At 40.3% G+C, this 22,787-nt stretch carries 19 protein-coding genes; all 19 read left to right on the top strand.

Annotation, left to right across the window (positions count from 1 at the left end; translation table 11 throughout):
- Positions 1-57 precede the first annotated feature (57 nt).
- The 19 genes from AAFN64_RS01250 to AAFN64_RS01160 all read left to right on the top strand — a co-directional run bounded on the left by AAFN64_RS01250 (position 58) and on the right by AAFN64_RS01160 (position 22,733).
- A complete protein-coding gene (locus tag AAFN64_RS01250) occupies positions 58-258 on the top strand; it encodes a cold shock domain-containing protein (protein WP_136403891.1) in 201 nt (66 codons plus the stop codon).
- A 237-nt stretch (positions 259-495) separates the two neighbouring features.
- On the top strand, positions 496-861 hold the full coding sequence (locus tag AAFN64_RS01245; RefSeq protein WP_136403890.1) for an NADH-quinone oxidoreductase subunit A: 366 nt from the start codon (positions 496-498) through the stop codon (positions 859-861).
- A gap of 64 nt (positions 862-925) precedes the next feature.
- Positions 926-1,477, top strand: a complete 552-nt coding sequence (locus tag AAFN64_RS01240; RefSeq protein WP_300491702.1) for an NADH-quinone oxidoreductase subunit B — start codon at positions 926-928, stop codon at positions 1,475-1,477.
- A gap of 1 nt (position 1,478) precedes the next feature.
- A complete protein-coding gene (locus tag AAFN64_RS01235; RefSeq protein ID WP_300491704.1) occupies positions 1,479-2,000 on the top strand; it encodes an NADH-quinone oxidoreductase subunit C in 522 nt (173 codons plus the stop codon).
- A 32-nt stretch (positions 2,001-2,032) separates the two neighbouring features.
- A complete protein-coding gene (locus AAFN64_RS01230) occupies positions 2,033-3,268 on the top strand; it encodes an NADH-quinone oxidoreductase subunit D (RefSeq protein ID WP_300491706.1) in 1,236 nt (411 codons plus the stop codon).
- Between the two features lie 5 nt (positions 3,269-3,273).
- The gene (locus tag AAFN64_RS01225) at positions 3,274-3,804 is read left to right on the top strand and encodes an NAD(P)H-dependent oxidoreductase subunit E (RefSeq protein ID WP_347759024.1); all 531 of its coding nucleotides are present in this window, start codon (positions 3,274-3,276) and stop codon (positions 3,802-3,804) included.
- A 4-nt stretch (positions 3,805-3,808) separates the two neighbouring features.
- Positions 3,809-5,176 (top strand): NADH-quinone oxidoreductase subunit NuoF, encoded by a 1,368-nt coding sequence (gene nuoF / locus AAFN64_RS01220; protein WP_300491709.1) that lies wholly within the window; start codon positions 3,809-3,811, stop codon positions 5,174-5,176.
- A 16-nt stretch (positions 5,177-5,192) separates the two neighbouring features.
- On the top strand, positions 5,193-6,221 hold the full coding sequence (locus AAFN64_RS01215) for a 2Fe-2S iron-sulfur cluster-binding protein (protein ID WP_347759023.1): 1,029 nt from the start codon (positions 5,193-5,195) through the stop codon (positions 6,219-6,221).
- Positions 6,222-6,227: 6 nt separating this feature from the next.
- The gene (nuoH, locus tag AAFN64_RS01210) at positions 6,228-7,259 is read left to right on the top strand and encodes an NADH-quinone oxidoreductase subunit NuoH (RefSeq protein ID WP_136403883.1); all 1,032 of its coding nucleotides are present in this window, start codon (positions 6,228-6,230) and stop codon (positions 7,257-7,259) included.
- 15 nt (positions 7,260-7,274) lie between these two features.
- On the top strand, positions 7,275-7,820 hold the full coding sequence (locus tag AAFN64_RS01205) for an NADH-quinone oxidoreductase subunit I (RefSeq protein WP_136403882.1): 546 nt from the start codon (positions 7,275-7,277) through the stop codon (positions 7,818-7,820).
- A gap of 2 nt (positions 7,821-7,822) precedes the next feature.
- The gene (locus tag AAFN64_RS01200) at positions 7,823-8,329 is read left to right on the top strand and encodes an NADH-quinone oxidoreductase subunit J (RefSeq protein ID WP_300491716.1); all 507 of its coding nucleotides are present in this window, start codon (positions 7,823-7,825) and stop codon (positions 8,327-8,329) included.
- A 6-nt stretch (positions 8,330-8,335) separates the two neighbouring features.
- Entirely contained in the window at positions 8,336-8,656 is a 321-nt protein-coding gene (nuoK, locus tag AAFN64_RS01195; RefSeq protein WP_136403880.1) for an NADH-quinone oxidoreductase subunit NuoK, read from the top strand.
- A gap of 6 nt (positions 8,657-8,662) precedes the next feature.
- A complete protein-coding gene (gene nuoL, locus AAFN64_RS01190; RefSeq protein ID WP_300491719.1) occupies positions 8,663-10,549 on the top strand; it encodes an NADH-quinone oxidoreductase subunit L in 1,887 nt (628 codons plus the stop codon).
- 10 nt (positions 10,550-10,559) lie between these two features.
- Entirely contained in the window at positions 10,560-11,993 is a 1,434-nt protein-coding gene (locus tag AAFN64_RS01185; protein WP_347759022.1) for an NADH-quinone oxidoreductase subunit M, read from the top strand.
- A 15-nt stretch (positions 11,994-12,008) separates the two neighbouring features.
- A complete protein-coding gene (locus AAFN64_RS01180; protein WP_347759021.1) occupies positions 12,009-13,376 on the top strand; it encodes an NADH-quinone oxidoreductase subunit N in 1,368 nt (455 codons plus the stop codon).
- Between the two features lie 240 nt (positions 13,377-13,616).
- Entirely contained in the window at positions 13,617-14,066 is a 450-nt protein-coding gene (locus AAFN64_RS01175; protein ID WP_347759020.1) for a T9SS type A sorting domain-containing protein, read from the top strand.
- 69 nt (positions 14,067-14,135) lie between these two features.
- Entirely contained in the window at positions 14,136-21,374 is a 7,239-nt protein-coding gene (locus AAFN64_RS01170; RefSeq protein WP_347759019.1) for an RHS repeat-associated core domain-containing protein, read from the top strand.
- On the top strand, positions 21,374-22,012 hold the full coding sequence (locus AAFN64_RS01165; protein ID WP_347759018.1) for a hypothetical protein: 639 nt from the start codon (positions 21,374-21,376) through the stop codon (positions 22,010-22,012). The genes AAFN64_RS01170 and AAFN64_RS01165 overlap by 1 nt, the downstream gene beginning before the upstream one ends.
- 82 nt (positions 22,013-22,094) lie before the next feature.
- Complete coding sequence (locus AAFN64_RS01160; protein WP_347759017.1) at positions 22,095-22,733, top strand: hypothetical protein; 639 nt, start codon at positions 22,095-22,097, stop codon at positions 22,731-22,733.
- The last annotated feature ends 54 nt before the right edge of the window (positions 22,734-22,787 follow it).

Here is a 22,787-nt window from a genome sequence, read left to right as displayed (position 1 = left end):
TTGTGTTAAAAAAAAGTATATCTTTGAGTATTATTAATTATTTTTTATTATTACACTATGCGAACAGGCAAAGTAAAATTTTTTAATGAATCCAAAGGTTATGGATTTATTACTGACGAAGAAACTGGAAAAGACATTTTTGTTCACGCTACAGGAATTAAAGTTGAAACTTTAAACGAAGGCGACAAAGTTTCTTACGAAGAAGAAGACGGAAGAAAAGGTAAAGTAGCTGCTAAAGTAGTAGTTATCGAAGACTAATATATATATTAATTTTTGGTTACCTAAATGGACTAAGCCGCTCATAACCGAGCGGCTTTTTTATATTTTCACTTTCTCTAAAAATAGTTCCTCAAAATTTTGTTATTTATATTTAGTCTAAATATGTTTTGCATTTATGACAGAAAACAACGGTAAATTGATTAAAAAATAAGGTTGCTTATCCCGTTTAGGAGTGTATATTTGTGAATTATTTCCAGAATTAAGAGAACTAAAATCATGCAAACAAATCAAATTGATTACATTCCAATAGTGATGCAATCACTACTAGCTATCGGGTTTGTGGTTACAACGATCATAATTTCAGGGCTATTAGGTCCTAAAAGACACTCTCAAAACAAGGACAAAAACTTCGAGTGCGGTATCGAATCTGTAGGAAACGCCCGTATTCCTTTCTCCGTTAAATACTTTTTAGTCGCCATATTATTTGTTCTTTTTGATGTTGAAGTAATCTTCATGTATCCATGGGCTGTGAATTTCAAAGCTATGGGTGTTGAAGGTTTTATGAAAATGGGTATTTTCATGACGCTTCTTGTCGTAGGTTTCTTCTACGTAATCAAGAAGAAAGGATTGGAATGGGAATAAAGAATTCAGAATTTTAATCTGTCTCAAAATACTTGGGATACTTAAAGTTTAAAATAATAAAACGATGAGTGATACTTCAAAATATAATACGGTAGACGCACCGGAAGGATATGCCGGTGAAGGTTTCTTTGCTACCAAATTGGATTCCGTTGTCGGATTAGCCAGAGCCAACTCGCTATGGCCTTTGCCTTTTGCAACTTCATGCTGTGGTATTGAATTTATGGCTACTATGGCCGCTCACTACGATGTGGCACGTTTCGGATCGGAACGTATGAGTTTCTCACCAAGACAAGCCGATATGCTTTTGGTTATGGGCACTATCGCTAAAAAAATGGCACCTATCTTACGTCAGGTATACGAGCAAATGTCCGAACCAAAATGGGTTATTGCTGTGGGTGCCTGCGCTTCTTCAGGTGGTGTATTCGACACGTATTCCGTACTTCAGGGAATCGATAAAGTAATCCCGGTTGACGTATATGTTCCCGGATGTCCGCCAAGACCGGAACAAATTCTGGATGGTATTATGCGACTTCAGGAAATCGTTAAAAGCGAATCGGTAAGACGAAGAGGCTCCGACGAATATAAAGATTTATTAGGTTCTTATAACATCAAGTAAAATGGCTTTAGAAACCTCTGTAATACAAAAAAAACTAATTGAAAACTTCGGTTTAAAAGTAACCGATTTCTTTCAACAACATGATATTTTCACATTTGAAGTAGCATCAGACTCTATCGTAGAAGTTATGAAATTTCTAAGAGATGATGCTACTTTACGTTTTAATTTCCTAACCGATTTGTGTGGTATTCATTACCCGGATTACGAAAAAGAACGCCAGTTTGCCGTGGTATACCACATGCACAACTGGATGGACAATGTTCGTATCCGTATCAAATGCTATTTGGATGGCGATAAACCCGAAATCGATACGGTTTCCGGATTATTCCTAAGCTCCAACTGGCAGGAAAGAGAAACCTATGATTTTTACGGGATTATTTTCAAAGGCCATCCGCAATTGAAACGTATCCTTAATATGGATGAAATGACCTCGTTCCCGCTTCGAAAAGAATTCCCTATGGAAGACAGCGGACGAACGGATAAAGACGACCGATTCTTCGGTAGAACATCCCAAAATTGCTAATAGTAACCTGAAAAAAATATTTTACAGCTAAAATGTCAGATCTATTATTATCACCGGAACACCGATATGCGAAAGAAATCGAAAAGAGACGCAATGAAGACGGCAGCGAACTTTCCATATTAAACCTGGGGCCAACGCACCCGGCGACACACGGTATTTTCCAAAATATCCTCCTAATGGACGGAGAACGGATCCTGGACGGCGAAGGAACTGTGGGTTATATCCACCGTGCTTTCGAGAAAATTGCCGAGAACAGACCGTTCTACCAGATTACGGTTTTAACCGATCGTATGAACTATTGCTCCGCTCCTATTAATAATATGGGTTGGTGGATGACTTTGGAAAAAGCACTTGGAATTGAAGTTCCAAAACGCGTACAATACCTACGTGTTATTATAATGGAGTTAGCCCGTATTGCCGATCATATTATCTGTAGTTCGGTTATGGGTGTGGATACCGGAGCCTTAACCGGTTTCTTATATGTATTCCAGTTCCGTGAAAAAATCTATGAAATTTACGAAGAAATCTGCGGTGCCCGTTTAACAACAAACATGGGTCGTATCGGAGGTTTTGAAAGAGAATGGAGCCCGGAAGCTTTTAAAAAGATCGATGCCTTTTTGGAAGAGTTCCCTCCTATATGGACTGAGTTTGAAAACCTGCTAACCCGTAACCGTATCTTTATGGATCGTACCATCGGAGTTGGAGCTATTTCAGCCGAAAAAGCGATTAGCTATGGTTTTACAGGTCCTAACCTACGTGCTGCCGGTGTCGATTATGACGTTCGTGTAATGCAGCCGTACAGCTCTTACGAAGATTTTGAATTTAATATCCCTGTAGGAAAACACGGTGATACGTACGATCGTTTCTGCGTGCGTAATGCCGAGGTATGGGAAAGTTTAAGTATTATCCGTCAGGCGTTGGCAAAACTTCCGGAAGGACCTTTCCACGCTGATGTTCCGGATTATTATCTACCTCCAAAAGACGAAGTATACCACAATATGGAAGCGCTTATCTACCACTTTAAAATTGTGATGGGTGAAGTTCCGGTTCCGTTAACCGAAGTATACCATCCGGTAGAAGGCGGTAACGGAGAAGTTGGTTTCTATTTGATCACCGACGGTAGCCGTACCCCATATCGCTTGCATTTCAGAAGACCTTGTTTTATCTATTACCAGGCGTATAACGATATGGTTAGAGGACAAATGCTTTCGGATGCCATCGCAACTTTGTCAAGTCTTAACGTAATTGCAGGTGAATTAGACGCATAAGGATTATGGAAAATACACAGTATAAACAAGAAATAAATATCACGCCGGAACTGATGACGCGTATTAACGAGTTAATCGGCCATTATCCGGACGACAAAAGAAAATCGGCTTTATTGCCGGTATTACACGAAGTACAGGATGCACACGAAAACTGGTTAAGTTATCCGTTAATGGATAAAGTGGCCGAAATCCTAAACATCCAACCGATTGAAGTATATGAGGTAGTATCGTTTTATACGATGTACAACCAAAAACCAATCGGAAAATACATGTTCGAGTTTTGCCGTACTTCCTGTTGTGCCGTTCGCGGTGCCGAAGATCTGATGGATTATACCTGCGAAAAACTGGGTATCAAAGAAGGAGAAACCACTCCGGATGGTATGTTTACCGTTGTAGGTGTGGAATGTCTTGGTGCCTGCGGATACGCTCCGATGATGCAGATTGGTGATTTCTACAAAGAGCACCTGACCAAAGAAAAGGTAGATACCATCATCGCGGAATGCAGAGAAGGAAAAATCAACTTACACGATAAATAATACCATGGGAAGAAAGATATTATTAGACAAGATAAACATTCCAGGTATCAAAACCTACGAAGTGTACCGCCAGAACGGGGGTTATGCTTCTGTTGAAAAAGCACTGAAAACATTAACTCCAGACGAAGTAACCGAAGAAGTAAAAACTTCCGGATTACGAGGTCGTGGTGGAGCGGGTTTCCCCGTTGGACTAAAATGGAGTTTTATCGATAAAAAATCGGGTAAACCAAGACACCTGGTTTGTAATGCCGACGAATCGGAACCGGGTACTTTTAAAGACCGTTTCCTGATGGAATATATCCCACACTTATTAATTGAAGGTATGATCACGTCCAGCTATGCATTGGGTGCGAATCTGTCCTATATCTATATCCGTGGGGAATATATGTGGGTATTTAAAATCCTGGAAAGAGCCATCAAAGAAGCCTATGCGGCCGGATGGTTAGGAAAAAACATCTTAGGTACCGATTTCTCTTTGGACCTTCATGTGCATTGTGGTGCCGGAGCCTATATCTGTGGTGAGGAAACTGCTTTGATCGAATCATTGGAAGGAAAAAGAGGAAACCCACGAATCAAACCACCATTCCCGGCGGTTAGCGGTTTATGGGCCAATCCTACTGTAGTAAACAACGTAGAATCCATTGCAGCTGTGCCATGGATCGTTAATAATTCCGGAGCAGAGTATGCTACTATCGGAATCGGACGTTCTACAGGAACAAAATTGATTTCGGCTTCCGGACATATCAAAAACCCGGGTGTATACGAAATCGAATTGGGATTAAGTGTGGAGGAATTTATGAATTCCGACGAGTATTTAGGTGGAATGATGAACGACAGACCGCTTAAAGCATTGGTTCCGGGAGGTTCTTCCGTGCCAATTTTACCCGCACATTTAATCTATAAAACCGCAAACGGAGACGACCGTTTAATGTCGTACGAATCGTTGAGCGACGGTGGTTTTGCTACCGGTTCAATGTTGGGTTCCGGCGGATTTATTGTCTATAACGACACGACTTGTATCGTACGAAATACCTGGAATTTTTCCCGTTTCTACCACCACGAAAGCTGCGGACAGTGTTCGCCATGTCGTGAAGGTACCGGATGGTTGGAAAAAGTATTACACCGAATCGAAAACGGTCACGGACGTATGGAAGATATCGACCTGCTTTGGGACATTCAGAGCAAAATCGAAGGAAACACAATCTGTCCGTTGGGTGATGCCGCTGCATGGCCGGTGGCTGCCGCAATTCGTCACTTCAGAGACGAGTTCGAATACCACGTTCGTTTCCCGGAAAAGATCAAAAACAGAGATCACTTTGTGGAAGAACCTTTCGAAAAGGTACGCCACTTAATTGCAAAACAAACAGTATAAAGTCAAGAATCGCACTATGAAAGTTACTATAGACGGTCACGAAATAGAAGTAGAACCAGGAACCACTATCCTGCAGGCTGCCCGAATGATTGGAGGAGAATCCGTTCCGCCGGCAATGTGTTATTACTCCAAATTAAAAGGAAGCGGAGGAAAATGCCGTTGCTGTTTAGTAGAAGTTTCCAAAGGTAGTGATGCCAATCCTACGCCAATGCCTAAATTGATGGCATCGTGCGTAACTGGTGTTATGGACGGTATGGAAGTAAAAAGTATCTCTTCACCAAGAGTTGTGGAAGCCCGTAAATCGGTTACCGAATTCTTATTAATCAATCACCCGCTGGATTGTCCGGTTTGTGATCAGGCTGGTGAATGTGATCTGCAAAACCTAAGTTTTAATAACGGAAAATCCGAAACCCGTTTTATCGAAGAAAAAAGAACGTTCGAACCGGAAAACATCGGTGAGAATATTCAGTTACACATGAACCGTTGCATCCTGTGCTACCGTTGTGTGATGACAGCCGATCAGTTAACCGACGGACGTGTACACGGTGTTGTAAACCGTGGGGATCATTCGCAAATTTCAACCTGTATTTCAAAAGCAGTCGACAATGAATTCTCCGGAAACATGATCGACGTATGTCCGGTTGGAGCGTTGACGGACAAAACCTTCCGTTTTAAATCGAGAGTTTGGTTTAACAAACCATTCAATGCACATAGAGACTGTGATAAATGTTGTGGAAAAACAACCGTTTGGATGTTCGGAAACGAAATTCAGCGTGTAACAGCCCGTAAAGATGAATACCACGAAGTGGAAGAGTTTATCTGTAACAGCTGTCGTTTTGACCATAAAGATGTAAAAGACTGGGTAATCGAAGGACCTCGTAAATTCGAGAAATTCTCCGTAATCAACCAGAACAACTACACCCGTAAACTGGACAAAGTAACGATCGAAACCGAAAAACAAATTCTTTTGGGTCGCGATCAGGACAGAAAGAAAATCAGTATGGTGGAAGTTCCGCTAAAGAACACCGAAAATTCTAAATCATAATACGCCATGGAGAGTACGATAATTATAGAAAAAAGTGTCATTATTATTGCGGTTTTCGCTTTAACCATGCTAATGGCCATGTATTCTACTTTGGCCGAACGTAAAATCGCGGCCTGGCTTCAGGATCGTGTCGGACCCAACCGTGCCGGTAAAGGAGGAATCCTGCAACCGCTTGCCGATGGTCTGAAATTGTTTTCAAAAGAAGAATTCTTACCGAATACCCCTAATAAATTCCTGTTTGTAATCGGACCTGCCATTTCGATGAGTATGGCCTTAATTACAAGTGCGGTAATTCCGTGGGGTGACAAATTGCATTTGTTCGGACGTGATATTATCCTTCAGGCTACCGATATCGACGTAGCGATGCTGTTTATCTTCGGCGTTTTGTCGGTGAGTGTATACGGTATTATGATTGGTGGATGGGCGTCAAACAATAAATTCTCCCTGATGAGTGCTATGCGTGCCGGATCGCAAATGATCTCGTACGAGGTAGCAATGGGACTGGCAATCATTGCTTTGGTGATGATGTCCGGAACGTTGAGCTTACGCGAAATCGCAGCACAACAATCCGGTATGAACTGGAATATTTTCTACCAACCGCTTGGATTTCTGATCTTTTTAGTGTGTTCGTTTGCCGAAACCAACAGAACACCATTTGACCTTGCCGAGTGTGAGGCCGAGTTGATCGGTGGTTACCATACGGAATATTCGTCTATGAAAATGGGATTCTATTTATTCGCCGAATATGCGAGTATGTTTATCTCTTCAACGATTCTGGCCGTATTGTATTTCGGAGCCTACAACTACCCGGGAATGGACTGGGCTGTTGAAAACTGGGGTGTAAATATTGCCAACGTTATCGGAATGGTAGTCTTGTTTGCCAAAATCTGTTTCTTCATCTTCTTTTATATGTGGATCCGATGGACAATCCCGAGATTCCGATATGACCAGTTGATGAATTTGGGATGGAAGATGTTAATTCCTCTGGCCATTGTAAACATTGTTATAACGGGAGCAGTAATATTACTTTTCCAATAATAAAATAATACAGAAATGTCATTAGATACAGTTTCATTATCAGGAAGAAAAAAAGAGGTTTCCAACAAAAAGATGACTTTTTGGGAAAGCCTTTACCTGGTTGCGATCGCAAAAGGTTTAGTCATTACGATCCGCCACTTGTTTAAAAGAAAAGTTACGATTAAATACCCGGAACAAAAACGGGAATTTAGCCCGGTATATCGCGGTCAGCATATGTTAATGCGCGATGACGAAGGTCGTGAGCGTTGTACTGCCTGCGGACTTTGTGCGCTTTCCTGTCCGGCTGAGGCAATCACAATGAAAGCCGAAGAGCGTAAACCGGAAGAAAAACATTTATACCGCGAAGAAAAATACGCTTCGATTTACGAAATCAATATGTTGCGTTGTATTTTCTGCGGATTATGTGAAGAGGCTTGTCCGAAACAAGCGATTTACCTTACAAAATCGAAGGTTATCGTGAAATCGAACAGCAACCGTGAAGATTTTATCTACGGAAAAGACAAATTGGTAATGCCGTTGGAAATGGCTATCCAAAATACTAACCAGAATAAGGCAAGTTAATTATGATTGAAGTTTTATTTTATATACTATCGACCATTACACTAGGTACGGCACTGCTTACGATCTTTAGCAGAAACCCGATCCACAGTGCGATTTACCTGGTTATCTGTTTCTTTTCGATTGCAGGACATTACCTGTTACTAAATGCGCAGTTCCTTGCGATTGTGCACGTTATCGTATATTCCGGTGCCATCATGATCCTGATGTTGTTTACCATCATGTTGATGAACCTGAACAAAGAACACGAAAAACACAAACCAAAACTGATTATCATTGCCGCTACCATTGCCTTCTGTTTGGTTGCGTTGGTATTATTGGCTGCTTTACTAAAAACCAAACCGGTTGTAGAAAGTTATTACAATTCGGGTACCGACTTCCAGTCGATTAAAGTATTAGGTCAGGTGTTGTTAAACGAATACATGGTTCCGTTCGAGTTTGCTTCGGTATTACTATTGGTAGCCATGATCGGTGCGGTATTAATTTCAAAAAAAGAAAAAGAAAAAGCCTAAATTGATATGGAACATATTTTAAAAGAAATAGGTGTAGAAACCTACTTATATTTATCGGCTCTACTATTCAGCATAGGTGTTTTTGGAATCCTTTTGCGTAGAAATGCCATCATCATGTTTATGTCTATCGAGATCATGTTAAATGCCGTGAATTTGCTATTGGTTGCGTTTTCTACCTTCCATCAGGATGCTTCCGGACAAGTATTCGTGTTTTTCTCGATGGCTGTGGCCGCTGCCGAAGTTGCCGTAGGTTTAGCGATTCTGGTTTCGATTTTCCGTAACCTTGGATCGATTGATATTGACAATTTAAAGAATTTAAAAGGATAATCCCTAATGGAGACAAGTTTAGTTTTACTCTTATTATTGGCCCCTTTTGTCGGGTTTTTATCTAATATATTTTTTGGAAAACAACTCGGTAAAACCGGTTCCGGTGTTCTGGGAACGTTAGCCGTTGTGGTTTCCTTCTTTGTTTCCTGCTACTTCTTCGCACAAGTAAGCGGAAGCAAACAGCCCATTAATGTGCATCTATTCGACTGGATTTCGCTTGGAAAATTCAGCATTAATTTCGATATACTATTAGATCAGTTATCCCTGTTATGGTTGCTGTTCGTTACCGGTATCGGATCGTTGATCCATATCTACTCGATCAGTTATATGCATGACGATGAAAACATCCATAAGTTTTTCGCTTACCTGAATTTGTTTATTTTCTTTATGATCACTTTGGTAGTGGGAAGCAACTTATTAATCATGTTTATCGGATGGGAAGGCGTTGGATTATGTTCCTACCTGTTAATCGGGTTCTGGCATAAAAACCAGGAATATAACGACGCTGCTAAAAAAGCATTTATCATGAACCGTATCGGGGATTTAGGTTTCCTGATTGGAATCTTTATCATCGGATATTTATTCAATTCATTGGATTTTAACGTAATCAAACAAGCGGTATTAACGGGATCAAATCCTGAAGTAGCCGGTTGGTTGAGTATCGCTACGTTGTGTTTATTTATCGGAGCTTCCGGTAAAAGTGCGCAAATTCCATTGTATACCTGGTTACCGGATGCGATGGCAGGACCAACTCCTGTTTCGGCTTTAATTCACGCTGCAACGATGGTAACAGCCGGTATCTTTATGATTACCCGTTTGAATTTCTTATTCGACCTAACACCGGATGTTCAGAATATCATTGCCGTGGTAGGAGCCATCACTTCGTTGGTAGCCGCTTCTATCGGATTGGTACAAAACGATATCAAAAAAGTATTGGCCTACTCTACCGTTTCCCAATTGGGATTAATGTTCCTGGCTTTAGGTTTGGGAGCTTATGAGGTAGCCGTATTCCACGTAATCACACACGCTTTCTTTAAAGCTTGTTTATTCCTTGGTTCCGGTTCGGTTATCCACGCCTTACACGGCGAACAGGATATGCGTAGAATGGGGGGATTAAAAGGCGCGATGAAAGTTACTTTCTTAACCTTCCTGTTAGCAACCCTTGCGATTTCGGGTATTCCGCCATTTGCCGGTTTCTTCTCTAAAGACGAAATCCTGATGGTAGCCTTCCACGAAAATAAAGTATTATGGGTAATCGCAGCAGTAGCATCTATTATGACTGCTTTCTATATGTTCCGTTTGTTATACCTGACATTCTTTAAAGAATTCAGAGGTACCGAAGAACAAAAACATCATTTACACGAAAGTCCGATGCTGATCACCTTCCCATTAATGGTTTTAGGCGTATTATCAGTAGTTGGTGGTGCTATTAGTCTTCCGGGCAACAGCTGGTTAAATCATTATCTGGAACCGATTTTTGCACATGCACCGCACGAAGCACATCATTTGGGTACAACCGAATATATGTTAATGGCTTTTGCAGTTGTGGGAGCGCTTATCGGAATTGGGATTGCCTATTCCAAATACATCAAAAAAGCAGAAGTTCCGGCAGAAGACGATCAGATCACCGGTTTTGCCAAAGTGTTATACAACAAATACTATGTGGACGAAGCCTATATGGCCGTAATTGTAAAACCAATTTATTCGTTATCAAAATTCCTTAGGGATTATATTGAGACTGGATTGTCGCAAATTATCTTCGGATTCGGAGCGGTTGCCGACGGATTGGCTTTACAAGGTAAAAAATTACAAAACGGAAATATCGGTTTTTATTTATTCGCCTTTGTATTCGGACTTTGTTCGGTAGTGTTTTATTTATTCTTTTTACGATAATCTATTAAAAATGGACGTAACAATAGTACTCTTAATCTTATTACTCGGAGCGGTTGTCACTTATTTTTCAGGAAATAAAGCGGCATCCAAAGTAGCTTTGCTTTTTAGCGCAGTTGCTTTTGGCGCTTCCCTTATGGTTTTAAATCAATATAATCAGGGAATCGATTGCGGTTTTTCAGCAGTCTGGATGACCAACCCAAATATCCTTTTCTCACTGAAAGCAGACGGACTGGCTTTAGCTATGGTACTTTTAACTACCGTGTTAACGCCTTTAATCATCCTGTCTTCTTTCGGAAACAATTTTAACAACGCCAAAAACTTCTACGCTTTAGTAATGTTTATGGCTTTTGCGATGACGGGTACTTTCCTGGCATCCGACGGTTTCTTATATTATATTTTCTGGGAACTTTCGTTAATCCCGATTTATTTTATCGCATTACTTTGGGGGAATGGCGATGCCGCTGAACGCAAAAAAGCAGTAATCAAATTCTTTATCTATACGTTTGCCGGTTCATTATTTATGTTGGTTGGGTTTATCTACCTGTACCAAAAAGCCGGAAGCTTCCAATTGGATAAATTATACGCATTGGAATTATCGTCTACAGAAGAGTTCTGGATTTTCCTGGCCTTTTTCTTTGCTTATGCGATCAAAATTCCAATCATCCCATTCCACACATGGCAGGCCAATGTATACCAGAAAGCACCAACTGTTGGAACCATGCTTTTATCCGGTATCATGCTTAAAATGGGATTATATTCCGTAATCCGTTGGCAGTTGCCAATCGCGCCGAATGCCGCTCAGGAATTACTATACACCATTGTTGGTTTAAGTATTGCAGGTGTTATTTACGGTTCGGTTGTAGCCTTAAAACAACGTGATTTAAAGAAATTATTAGCGTATTCGTCTTTGGCGCACGTAGGATTAATCGCTGCCGGATGTTATACGTTAACACTAGACGGTTTACGCGGTGCCGTATTGCAAATGATCGCACACGGTTTTGTAATCGTAGGTTTGTTCTTTGCTGCCGAAATCATTTACCGTCGTTTCGAAACCCGTACCATTGCCGACATGGGTGGTATCCGTTCGCAATCACCAAAATTCGCGTCGATGTTTATGATTCTGGTATTGGCATCGGTTGCCTTACCGGGGACGTTTAACTTTGTGGGTGAGTTTACCGTATTATACAGTTTGTTCCAAACCAATCTGGCCTTTGCCATCGTAGGTGGAACAACCATCATCCTGGGAGCATTCTATATGTTGCGTATGTTCCAACAGGCCATGTTAGGAGAAACAAATGCAAAACCATTTGCAGATGTGAGCTTTAATGAAGGAATTGTTTTTGTGCTAATCATCGGTTTCCTATTGTTCTTCGGATTGTATCCAAAACCAATTATCGATTTGATTACGCCAAGTATACAAGATATTTTAGTACATATTAAATAAATTTAGTCCAGCATAATGAGTACAATAATAGCAATTGCAGTATTAGGGGTTGTTTGCCTGCTAGCTGAAATTTTTAACTTACGAAAAGCCATTATTCCAATAACCGTTGCCGGTTTGTTGGCGATATTGGGTATGACCGTGACTGAATTTAACGTAACTGAAAGCTACTACAACAATATGATTGTAGTAAACCGTTTTACGGTGGCTTTTTCAAGTCTGTTTATTCTGCTAACTCTTTTTCTGGTTACGCTGAGTCATCATTTTTACAAAAATCGTCCGTCTAAAGTTTCTGATTTTATCGCGATCAAAATTTTCCTTTTATTAGGAGCTGTCGCAATGGTATCGTTCGGAAACCTGGCGATGTTTTTCTTAGGTCTTGAGATTTTATCCATTTCATTATATATCCTTGCCGGAAGTAAGCCTTTGAGTCTGAAAAGTAATGAGGCTGGTATGAAATACTTCCTGATGGGATCGTTTGCCTCAGGTGTGATCCTTTTTGGTATTGCTTTGATTTATGGTGCTGTCGCTTCATTCGACATGAATATGATCTACGAAGCATCCAATTCGGCTGCAACAGGCGACTGGTTTTATATCGGGGTATGTATGATTACCGTGGGAATGTTGTTTAAAATTGCAGCGGTTCCATTCCATTTCTGGGCTCCGGATGTATACGAAGGTGCTCCTGCCCTAACGACCGCTACGATGAGTACGTTGGCAAAAGTAGTGGCTATGGCGACTTTCTTTAAGCTAAACATGGCTATGAACGGTAATATGAATTTTGCCTATGAAACGGTTATCGTGATCATTTCGATCTTCTCGATGACAGTTGGTAATATCATGGCATTACGTCAGAACAATATCAAAAGAATGTTGGCCTTTTCGGGTATTTCACATGCCGGTTTTATGCTGATGGCACTTTTAAACCTGTCGAACGCTACCGGAAGTTTGTTTTACTATGCGACGGCTTATACCCTTGCCGGTATCGCTGCTTTCGCTGTAATCCTTTACGTATGTAACGATAAAGACGATGAAAGCATCACATTCTTTAACGGACTTGGAAAAAATAATCCTTTAATGGCTGCTGTTTTATCGGCATCCTTATTATCGATGGCCGGTATTCCGATTTTCTCCGGATTCTTCGCTAAATTCTTTATCCTTAATCAAACACTACAGGCCGGTTACCTGATTTTGGTTATCGCCGGTATCATTAACTCCATCATCAGCGTATATTACTATTTTAAAGTAATCAGCGCGATGTACACCAAAGAACCGAATGAAACTAAAAAACCGGTTCCGTTCGAATATTACGTGGTAGCTGTATTGGCTATCGGGCTGAATATCGCGATCGGTTTATTCCCTTCTTTTCTAATGGATTTACTATAGTTTATTACACATTCATTTATACTAACTAAAAAAGTCACCGGGAAACTGGTGACTTTTTTTATTGATACGTCTTACAGTCATAGTTGTAGCAAATTTCCTGTCTTTTTTGTTGCGATTCAAGAGCCAAATAAAGTCGTAAGGCTCCCAAAATATTTCCTATTCTATAATTTTTGTTTTTTTAGTCCTAATTTCAAGTTCAATTAAGAATCTTCCTCCGTAAACTAATTAAATCTAAACTTTATGAAGGCTACTATTCTACCATTATTGACTTTTCTGAGTTGTTTTTTATGCAACTTTACCGACATCAAAGCGCAAACGATTTATTTTTCTTATGATTCCGCCGGAAATCAGAATATCCGAGAATTGAAATGTATCAGTTGTGAACCCAAACATACGGTCGATCGCGTTGCTTCGGAAGAATTGACAACGCTTTCAGAAAAATCGACGCTGCGCTATTATCCAAATCCGGTTACCAATGAATTGCATCTTGACTGGACTTTGGTAGACAATCAACAGCTGGCTTCTATTACACTTTATGCTATAAACGGGCAACATATCCGGACGTTTTCAAATCTGGAAAAACAAACCAAATTTCAAATCCCTTTCTCCGATTATCCCAATGGGATGTATAGTCTGATTATTCTCTATAATAACAGTGAAAAACAGGCCTATACTATTATCAAAAAATAGTCTATCAATCCAACTGCTCCGAAATCTAAAAATTTGTAATACGCTCCCCATAAACAAGATACTTATGGTATGAAAAGAGCCATACAATTAACAATGCTTTTGTGGTATGCTATTGTATTTTCACAACAGCAACAACCATTTCACGATACTCAGGGAAAACTGGAAATAACCAATTCCGGACAAGCGACTTACACCTTGCCCATTGCGATGCCGCCGAGTCTTAAAAACACCGGGCCGGTGATCAATCTTGTTTACCAAAGTGGTCAGTTTGGAGGAATCGCCGGACAAGGATGGAATATCAGTTCCATTTCGGCCATCACACGTGTTTCAAATCGCACCGATATTGACGGTTCCCGTCAAGGGCTTCATTTTGACAGCACCGATAAACTCGCACTCGACGGGCAACGTCTTTTGGTGGTTTCCGGTGAATACTGGCAAATCGGTTCTGTTTATCAAACCGAAACCCAATCCAACCTTAAAATCGAATTACAACGAAGCGGATTCGGACTCTATTTTATAGTGACTGCACCCGATGGGTCGCGTTCCTGGTATGGTAATTATGACAATAACAGTACTGATCTTTCAGCATTTTATATCTGTCGGTATGAAGATCCGCTTGGAAATTTGATTACCAATCACTATACCAAGCCTTTTGCTAAAAGTTTATGCCTTAGCGAAATACGGTTTAGCGGCAATACTCATAGTCTGAATCCACTAAACAGTATTCAATTTCATTATAAAAAAGCAAAACGAACAGAGTCGGCTTATGCCAGAGGGCAAAAACTCGAAAAAGAAGCACTGCTATCTTATATCGAGGTCAAAAGCAACGGTCAACTCTTTCGGAAATATGAGTTTACCCATATCGCCGATCCGAAACTAGGATATGAAAAAGTATCCCAAATTCAGGAGTTTAACGGTGCTTTGGAACCCGCTAATCCAGTAACCTTCGAATATCAAAATACACAAACGCTTGGTCCTGGATCGGAATTACTGACTACCTATCATAATAACCTCGATTTCGATTCAATCGTGCTAAGCGGTGATTTTGATGGCGACGGCCGACTTGATTTTACCACCGAAAATCAGATTTTCACAAACAATTTTCTCGGGACCACTGGCCAGACACCTGTTAATTCTCCAATCGTTTTTGACAAACAGGATACCTTTACCGCCACTACACTTTCTGTCAATAAATTAAATCCCTTTCAATCGATCGTTAAGTTTTCGGAAGGGGAAGGCTTTAAAGTATACAATCTTCAAAATGGTAATCTCAATTTATCCTACACCAAACGCTTTGATTTTCCGATACATCTGTCCTGTTTTAATCCGATTGAATCCTGTACTTCGACAAAAAATGCATTTCTCGAAGGTGATTTTAACGGAGATGGGATATCAGAAGTACTACTATATAAAATATGTAAGGTTGGTGAGAAACGAAAGTATACCGAATACGAATGTGGCCAATTTTACTGGGTTGACTTAAACCCTACTATATCCAGTCAGCTAACGGGTAATTCTTTATCCGCCGGTCCAACACCGGGTGCCGTTATTCTATCAAATCCGGATTTATTGATCGGAAAAAAAAGATATGTGGGCGACTTTAACGGCGATGGAAAATCGGATATTTTTATTATCAATGCTAATGGAACCTATAAAGTGGTCGGTTTTAAACAACTCACAGCCGCACCATGGGTAGAACCGGAGTTATTGGGAAAAGGAACCTTAAGTACCTATTCCGAAACCAAACAAATCCTTTTTGGCGATTTTAACGGTGATGGCAAAACCGATGTCATGTTGCCAAGAGCCAGTGGAAAGTATAACGAAGCCAATGATTGGTGGGATATTTATTATAGCAATCCAAAACCCGATCACACTTCCTTTTTCACCATGGAAACCTTCCGTATTGTCGACTACTGGCAGCATTCCGGCATGCATTTTAAAGATGGTATACAATACAGTAATTATTACGCTTTGGATACTAACGGTGATGGAAAATCGGATCTGGTTCGGATCTGGCTCAATAAATACGCGCCCAAATGGACCATTAACGATTACAATACCAACTGGAAAATCACCTCTTTTGTCAACAATATCGGAAAAACAGGCGCCAGTGGCTTTACACCCGACTATGAAACACCATGTCAGGGTAAATTCTACATTTCCTGTGATCATCACAGTGATTCCCCGGATATGGTTATTCCAATTGTATCAACATACCGACAAGGAATAAACAAAGAAATCCTTATGGTTCGAAACCATTACAATCAGGTTACTTATATCAATTTTACCAAAGATGTTGCAAAAGACAATCTGCTTAAAAAAGTAACCACTGCCAATGGTGCTTTGATCCATGAAATCAACTATCAGCCATTAGAACCATCAGAAAATAATTCCGGTTATGGAAATCCGGATGAGTTCTATTCCTCTTCCAATAGTGTCCGCTATCCCAATATCGAAATCAAACGATTGCCTTTTTTCTGGGCCGTGTCCCGATTAACCCAGACTACCGGTGAAGTAACCCGTCATCAGGATTTCCGATATCATGGATATACTGTGAATATGACCGGGCTTGGCGCTTTAGGATTTACTAAAACCGCCCGAAGTAGTTGGTATCAAAAGCCTTCCAATTCCAGAATATGGAATGTTATGCAGAACGATCCAACCAAAAGAGGATTACTGATCAATACCTATACACAGCTACAACGCTCCGGAGCCGCTTTTTCGTTTGCCTCCGGATCCAATATCCCGGAGAATGTGATCAGTAGTATGACTAACCAATATGCGATCACCACAAATAATAAAGTCTATACGCCTTTGCTTACCCGGCAAACCACAACCGATCATCTCACTTCGGTGAAATCGGTAAAAGACTATCAGTACCAGCCGGTATTCTATTTACCGGAAATCGTGCGAACACGGCATTTTTCAGGTTCGACCTTACAAGGTGAAACAACCACCGAAACCGAATACCAAAATAATCCAAACGGTGTCGGAAACAGCTATTATATAGGTCGGCCAATAAAAACCATTACCCGGACAAATGCATATGATGATTCACAAAGCACCGAAACGCTTTATACTTACAATTCCAACGGAACTTTGCTTACCCTCCGGAAAAAACCTTTGGTCGAGAGCTATTATCTCACCGAGGCTTTCGAATATGATCCCTATGGTAATATCCTGAAAAAGACCCTTAGTACCCCGGGATCCGAAATTCCAACGTCGCCACGAGTTACCGAATATACCTACGATCCCTCCGGAAGGTTTGTTCTCGCCAGTAAAGCCATAACCGGACAAACAACCCAATATACCTATCATCCCTTATATGGAACCCTGCTTACCCAAACCAATCCGGATCAGCTAACCACAACTACCCGTTATGACAATTGGGGAAAACCGGTTCAGGTAACCAACTATCTTGGAAAAAGTACCTACTATACCTATACTAAAAATCAGCAATCCTATATCTCCCAACAGTTAGATGCCGATGGCGGCAGTACCATCAGTCAGTCCAATGCACTGGGACAAGAACTCAAAAAAGGAATAAAATTATCCGATGGGCAATGGAGCTATACCGCTATACAATACGATTTCCTGGGACGAAAAGTAAAGGAAAGCGACCCTTTTGTTGACACTCCTTCCTTATGGACTTCCTATACCTATGATGACTATAATCGCTTAGTCGAAACCATATTACCTACCGGGAAAACCAACCGTATTTCCTATAGCGGACTAACGGTAACTACTTCCGACGGAAACAAAACCAGTAGCACGACTCAAAATGCCAACGGACATACCATGAGCGCTACCGACAACGGTGGTACCGTTACCTATAAATATAACGCTGGCGGAGCCGTAACAGAGTCGGATTTTCAGGGGACTACGATTACAACCCAATACGACAATTGGGGACGAAAGTCAAGACTTTCCGATCCTTCGGCCGGGGAATATCGCTATACCTATTATCCTTTTGGGGAAGTCCGTACTACCACCACGCCTAAAGGAATCGTAAAAAATTTTATCGACGATTTTGGCAGGCTAACGCTAACCGAAGAAGAACCTAAAAACGGTACTTCTTTTTACTCCCGATATTATTATAATACCGATCATACTTTAAACAGTACTATCCGGGAAGAATACACTACCGGAAAAGTAACCGATGAAATACTGTACGAACATGATCACTATAAGCGGATCAGGAAAGTAACTCAGCAAACCCCTCATGCCACTTTTGTAAAAGAATTCACCTACGATGCCTTTGGTAGGATTGCAAAAGAGAAACAAACGGCAACCGAAAATACCAGTGGAAAAAACAGTTCGAAAACCTTTCGGTATGGGTATCGTTTTGGCTATCGCTATCAGATATCCGACGATAGCAACGGTCAGGTTTTATGGACCGAACATACCGTAAATGCGAGAGATCAGCTCACAAAGGGCGTTTTTGGGAATGGATTACATCTGAGTAATCAGTATGATGATTATGGTTATCTCCTGAAATCCGACACCTATCATCCAAACCGAAATACCTCCGCTGGACGGCCTATGCTTAATCTGATAACACAATTCGATACCCAAACCGGGAATCTTACCTCGCGGAAAAACAACTTAGTAAACCATACGGCTACTTTTCAGTACGATACGCTCGAGCGACTGGTTCAATGGAATAATGAAACCATAACCCTTCACAGTGACGATTTTCGTTCGGGAACCGGTGAATTCGAAACACAACACGGAGCCAATGCAATAAATGAGAACGGCCAGCTAAAAGTAACCGCAACACGAGCTTATGCCGGGGTTAAGAAAGTACTTTTAACACGGGCAAAAGTTGGTGATAAATTATTCGTTAAAGTTAAAGTAGACAAAGGTAACACTCATAAAGTACGCGTTTTAATTGCCGAATACGATCCAACCAGTCGATTACGAAGCGAATCGGTTAAAGGTTACGCCCAAAACGGTTTTATTGAATTTGAGCATACCGTTTCGAACTATCCTTACATTACGTTAAACATCGAGAAGGACGGAACCGGTAACGATATCGGTACGACTACAGCTTTCTATATCGATGATCTATTGGCTGAAAAACAGCTTGTCGAAAAACAACACTATGACGACCGTGGTCGTATTACCGAAAATAATTTAGGTCAGTATAACTATACCGATGCCAATAAAGTCTATCAAAACACGTCCATTGACCTGAACATAGAGGACGCTTCCTACTATCAAAACCGGGAAGGGATTTTTAATGACGGGATGGAAGAACAAAAGGGATGGTATGATCTGGGACTCGGATGGGGTATCTTCGGCAAACCGACTTACGACGATTCCAAAGCCAAATCCGGAAAATATTCGCTAAAAATTCATAATCCAACCGACTCCGATAAAACATTACATTCCGATCGTTGGATTCCGATTGATAATTCAAGTGGCTCCTATTATACCTTTTCCGGATGGGTATATAGTGACGGACCCTCATCGCAGATTTTTCTGTTTATGAACTCCGAAACCGAAACCGGATATTATACTATCGTTGCCGATAAGTATACCGAAACCACCAATCAATGGGTATATCTGGAGCGAACCGTATACGTTCCTTCTAACATTAAAAAACTAAACATCCGGATCGACAATAATGGTGGTGGAAATGTCTGGTTTGATGACATTCGAATTCGTAAAACTGATAATCCGAAAACCGATTTACGACAGTTGGACGTTAAATACGGTATCACCCAAAAACCAACAACTATTACCGAAACCGGAGTCGAAAAAATAGCCTTTTCCTATACATCCGATCATTTTCGAAATGCCATGTATTACGGTGGATTGAAAGATCCCGAACAACAGCCTTTCCGTAAAGATTATGCCGGCGACGGTTCGATGGAGATTACCACGAACCAGCAAACTCGCGAAGCTACTTTTGTATTTTTTGTAGGTGGTAATGCCTATACTGCTCCGGTGGTTTTTAAAGACAAAGGGACATCAAGTGAATACCTTTACCTCCATCGGGATTATCAGGGAACTATTGTTGCCATCTCCAACCAAAGCGGGAATTTTGTCGAAAAACGGCTTTTTGATCCCTGGGGAAAACTGTTACAAGTTCAGGATGGGCAGAATCACAATCTGGCCGGATTAACCCTGTTGGATCGCGGTTATACCGGGCACGAACACCTGCAAAGCGTCGGGATTATCAATATGAACGGACGGATATACGACCCGAAACTCCACCGATTCCTGTCGCCCGATAATTATGTTCAGGATCCCTATAATACCCAAAACTATAACCGTTATGGTTATTGTTGGAATAATCCCCTAAAATTTACCGATCCAAGTGGGGAAATTGTTTGGTTTGTCCCTGTAATCTTTGCTGCAGTAAACGTAGGAGTCGATTTATTGGTTCATGATGGAAAAATGAACTTTGGTCAAATTGCCATGTCTGCAGGTATGGGAGCTGCAGGAGGTTGTCTGGGTGGTGGAGGCATTACCACAGTGGGACAAGCCTTCCTTGCGGCTGGAATGAATCAACTAAATCGTTTTTTACCCAATATCCCAATTTATCAATCCGCTAATTTCAATCTTAGTATCTCTCCGATGATCGGTTTTGGCAGTAGCGGCTTCACTGCCGGAGGAAGTTTAAACGCTAGTGGAAAATTCGGTGATTTTGTTTGGAGTAGCAGTATAAGTGCCGGTTATAATTCCGGTATGAGTTCATTAGGGGAAGCCGCTGGTGCCAGCTCTTATTATGGCATTGGAGGTTTTGCCGGTTACAATGACGGCCATGCAAACTATGGCATTGGTCTGTCCAGCACTACGTTTTCCGGAAATACGGCGCAACGAGTCGGTGCCATTAATTTTCAAATTGGTGATTTTGGGATTCGTATAGACGAAGATTATTTGCCTCACATCGGTGATAAAGGGGATCGTTATAGAACCGGTGGTTTATTAGCCACTTATAAAATAAACGATGCCTTTACACTAGCTATAGGAGGTAGTATGATGACAGGCGAAATGATGACAGGCGAAACTATTCAAGGATCTGGCAGTCCAGAAACTTATAATTATACTTATGAAAAGATGCATCATCTAAGAGCCGGAACCTTATATGGGGGAGTCATAAACAAAGGACAAAGCTTTTTTGCCGGTCATAACAGTGAAAAAAGACTCCACGGTATTCAGAACTGGATACACAGAGGTAGTCTGAAAAGGACAATAGGTATAGGTCCTGTATCAACCCCGTTTTTTTATGATTTTAATTTAAAATCCCGAATGTATTCTTACTTCGGGAGTTATCATCCATCTTATTTATATTACTAATGAAACATATATTTATCGTATTATTCGCTGTTGGTGTACTCGTTTTTTATGGAAACAACCCAAAAAAACGGGGTTCATGTTCACTAAAAACGAAAACCTTTTCAGATACCCATAACATCCGGTTAAACGGTGTCTATAGCTTATATGACACTTTTAAAGGTGTTGATAGTATTGAATCATTTAAGAGATATGTTTATGATAAACCTATACTTTTTTTAAAGGAAGGCTATTTTATACAAACTAATTTTTCAACATATGATTCTATTTTAATAGCCTTAATAAAAAGTAAGAAATGGATATTCAATCATGGAGCATATTGTTTTAGTGGTGATACCATCCATCTGAAAGGTTTATTTACTTTTTTAACTGCAGGAATGGATAGAAGACAATACCCTGCAAACTATACCGGATATTTTGACCCAACCGGTGATACTCTTTATCTGAAATTAGCGAAACCATTTCCTAAAATTGATATGAATTTCAATAAGAAATTTAATAAACGTTTCTTCAAAAGAATTCAGGAAGGTCTCTACCAGAAATATGTTTTTAAACCTTTACCTAAAGACGATATTCCTGTTGATATTAATATTGAGCATCTTTTTCCAATTCAAAAGAAGAAAAAAAGAGTCCGACATTAACCTTGTATTGCTTCGATTCTAAATTAAAATCTCGAATGTATTCTTACTTCGGGAGCTATCATCCATCTTATTTATAGTACTAATGAAACATGTATTTATCGTATTATTCACTATCGGTTTCCTTATTTTTTATGGAAGTATACCTAAAAAAAAGGAATCTTATATACTTGGAATCAAAAACTTATCAGATACAAATAAAATTCGATTAAACGGTGTCTATAGTCTATACGACACCATTAAAGGAAATGATGGTATTGAATCATTTAAAAGATATGTTTATGAAGACCCCATACTCTTTTTAAAGAAAGGCTATTTTATACAAAATACGTTTTCAACTTATAATTCTATTGTAATCACTCCAACAAAAAACAGGGAATCCACATTTGATTATGGAAAATATTACTTTAGTGGTGACACCATCCATCTGGAAGGTCTGTTTACTTTTTTAGCACCAGGAATGGATCATAGGCAACAACTTGCAAACTATACCGGATATTTTGACCCAACCGGTGATACTCTTTATCTGAAATTAGCGAAACCATTTCCTAAAATTAATATGAAGTTTAATAGTAAAGCTAATAAACGTTTCTTCAAAAGAGTTCAGGAAGGTCTCTACCAGAAATATGTTTTTAAGCCTTTACCTAAAGACGATATTCCTGTTGATATTAATATTGAGCATCTTTTTCCAATTCAAAAAAAGAAAAAAAGAGCCCGACATTAGCCTTGTATTGCTTTGATTTTAAATTAAAGTCCCAAATATATCGTTAATCCGGAA

The organism is Flavobacterium sp. CAU 1735 (genome assembly GCF_039888695.1).
Classification (GTDB): domain Bacteria; phylum Bacteroidota; class Bacteroidia; order Flavobacteriales; family Flavobacteriaceae; genus Flavobacterium.
The sequence above is the reverse complement of the archived record's forward strand: the minus strand, read 5'-3'. Positions and strand labels throughout refer to the sequence as shown.

What these genes read in the sequence shown, in the direction of transcription:
- nuoH (WP_136403883.1), top strand. Translation starts at nt 6,228, where the DNA reads ATGGAGAGTACGATAATTATAGAAAAAAGTGTCATTATTATTGCGGTT.
- AAFN64_RS01165 (WP_347759018.1), top strand. Translation starts at nt 21,374, where the DNA reads ATGAAACATATATTTATCGTATTATTCGCTGTTGGTGTACTCGTTTTT.
- nuoL (WP_300491719.1), top strand. Translation starts at nt 8,663, where the DNA reads ATGGAGACAAGTTTAGTTTTACTCTTATTATTGGCCCCTTTTGTCGGG.
- AAFN64_RS01225 (WP_347759024.1), top strand. Translation starts at nt 3,274, where the DNA reads ATGGAAAATACACAGTATAAACAAGAAATAAATATCACGCCGGAACTG.
- AAFN64_RS01175 (WP_347759020.1), top strand. Translation starts at nt 13,617, where the DNA reads ATGAAGGCTACTATTCTACCATTATTGACTTTTCTGAGTTGTTTTTTA.
- AAFN64_RS01160 (WP_347759017.1), top strand. Translation starts at nt 22,095, where the DNA reads ATGAAACATGTATTTATCGTATTATTCACTATCGGTTTCCTTATTTTT.
- nuoF (WP_300491709.1), top strand. Translation starts at nt 3,809, where the DNA reads ATGGGAAGAAAGATATTATTAGACAAGATAAACATTCCAGGTATCAAA.
- AAFN64_RS01200 (WP_300491716.1), top strand. Translation starts at nt 7,823, where the DNA reads ATGATTGAAGTTTTATTTTATATACTATCGACCATTACACTAGGTACG.
- AAFN64_RS01245 (WP_136403890.1), top strand. Translation starts at nt 496, where the DNA reads ATGCAAACAAATCAAATTGATTACATTCCAATAGTGATGCAATCACTA.
- AAFN64_RS01250 (WP_136403891.1), top strand. Translation starts at nt 58, where the DNA reads ATGCGAACAGGCAAAGTAAAATTTTTTAATGAATCCAAAGGTTATGGA.
- AAFN64_RS01185 (WP_347759022.1), top strand. Translation starts at nt 10,560, where the DNA reads ATGGACGTAACAATAGTACTCTTAATCTTATTACTCGGAGCGGTTGTC.
- nuoK (WP_136403880.1), top strand. Translation starts at nt 8,336, where the DNA reads ATGGAACATATTTTAAAAGAAATAGGTGTAGAAACCTACTTATATTTA.
- AAFN64_RS01215 (WP_347759023.1), top strand. Translation starts at nt 5,193, where the DNA reads ATGAAAGTTACTATAGACGGTCACGAAATAGAAGTAGAACCAGGAACC.
- AAFN64_RS01180 (WP_347759021.1), top strand. Translation starts at nt 12,009, where the DNA reads ATGAGTACAATAATAGCAATTGCAGTATTAGGGGTTGTTTGCCTGCTA.
- AAFN64_RS01205 (WP_136403882.1), top strand. Translation starts at nt 7,275, where the DNA reads ATGTCATTAGATACAGTTTCATTATCAGGAAGAAAAAAAGAGGTTTCC.
- AAFN64_RS01235 (WP_300491704.1), top strand. Translation starts at nt 1,479, where the DNA reads ATGGCTTTAGAAACCTCTGTAATACAAAAAAAACTAATTGAAAACTTC.
- AAFN64_RS01240 (WP_300491702.1), top strand. Translation starts at nt 926, where the DNA reads ATGAGTGATACTTCAAAATATAATACGGTAGACGCACCGGAAGGATAT.
- AAFN64_RS01230 (WP_300491706.1), top strand. Translation starts at nt 2,033, where the DNA reads ATGTCAGATCTATTATTATCACCGGAACACCGATATGCGAAAGAAATC.
- AAFN64_RS01170 (WP_347759019.1), top strand. Translation starts at nt 14,136, where the DNA reads ATGAAAAGAGCCATACAATTAACAATGCTTTTGTGGTATGCTATTGTA.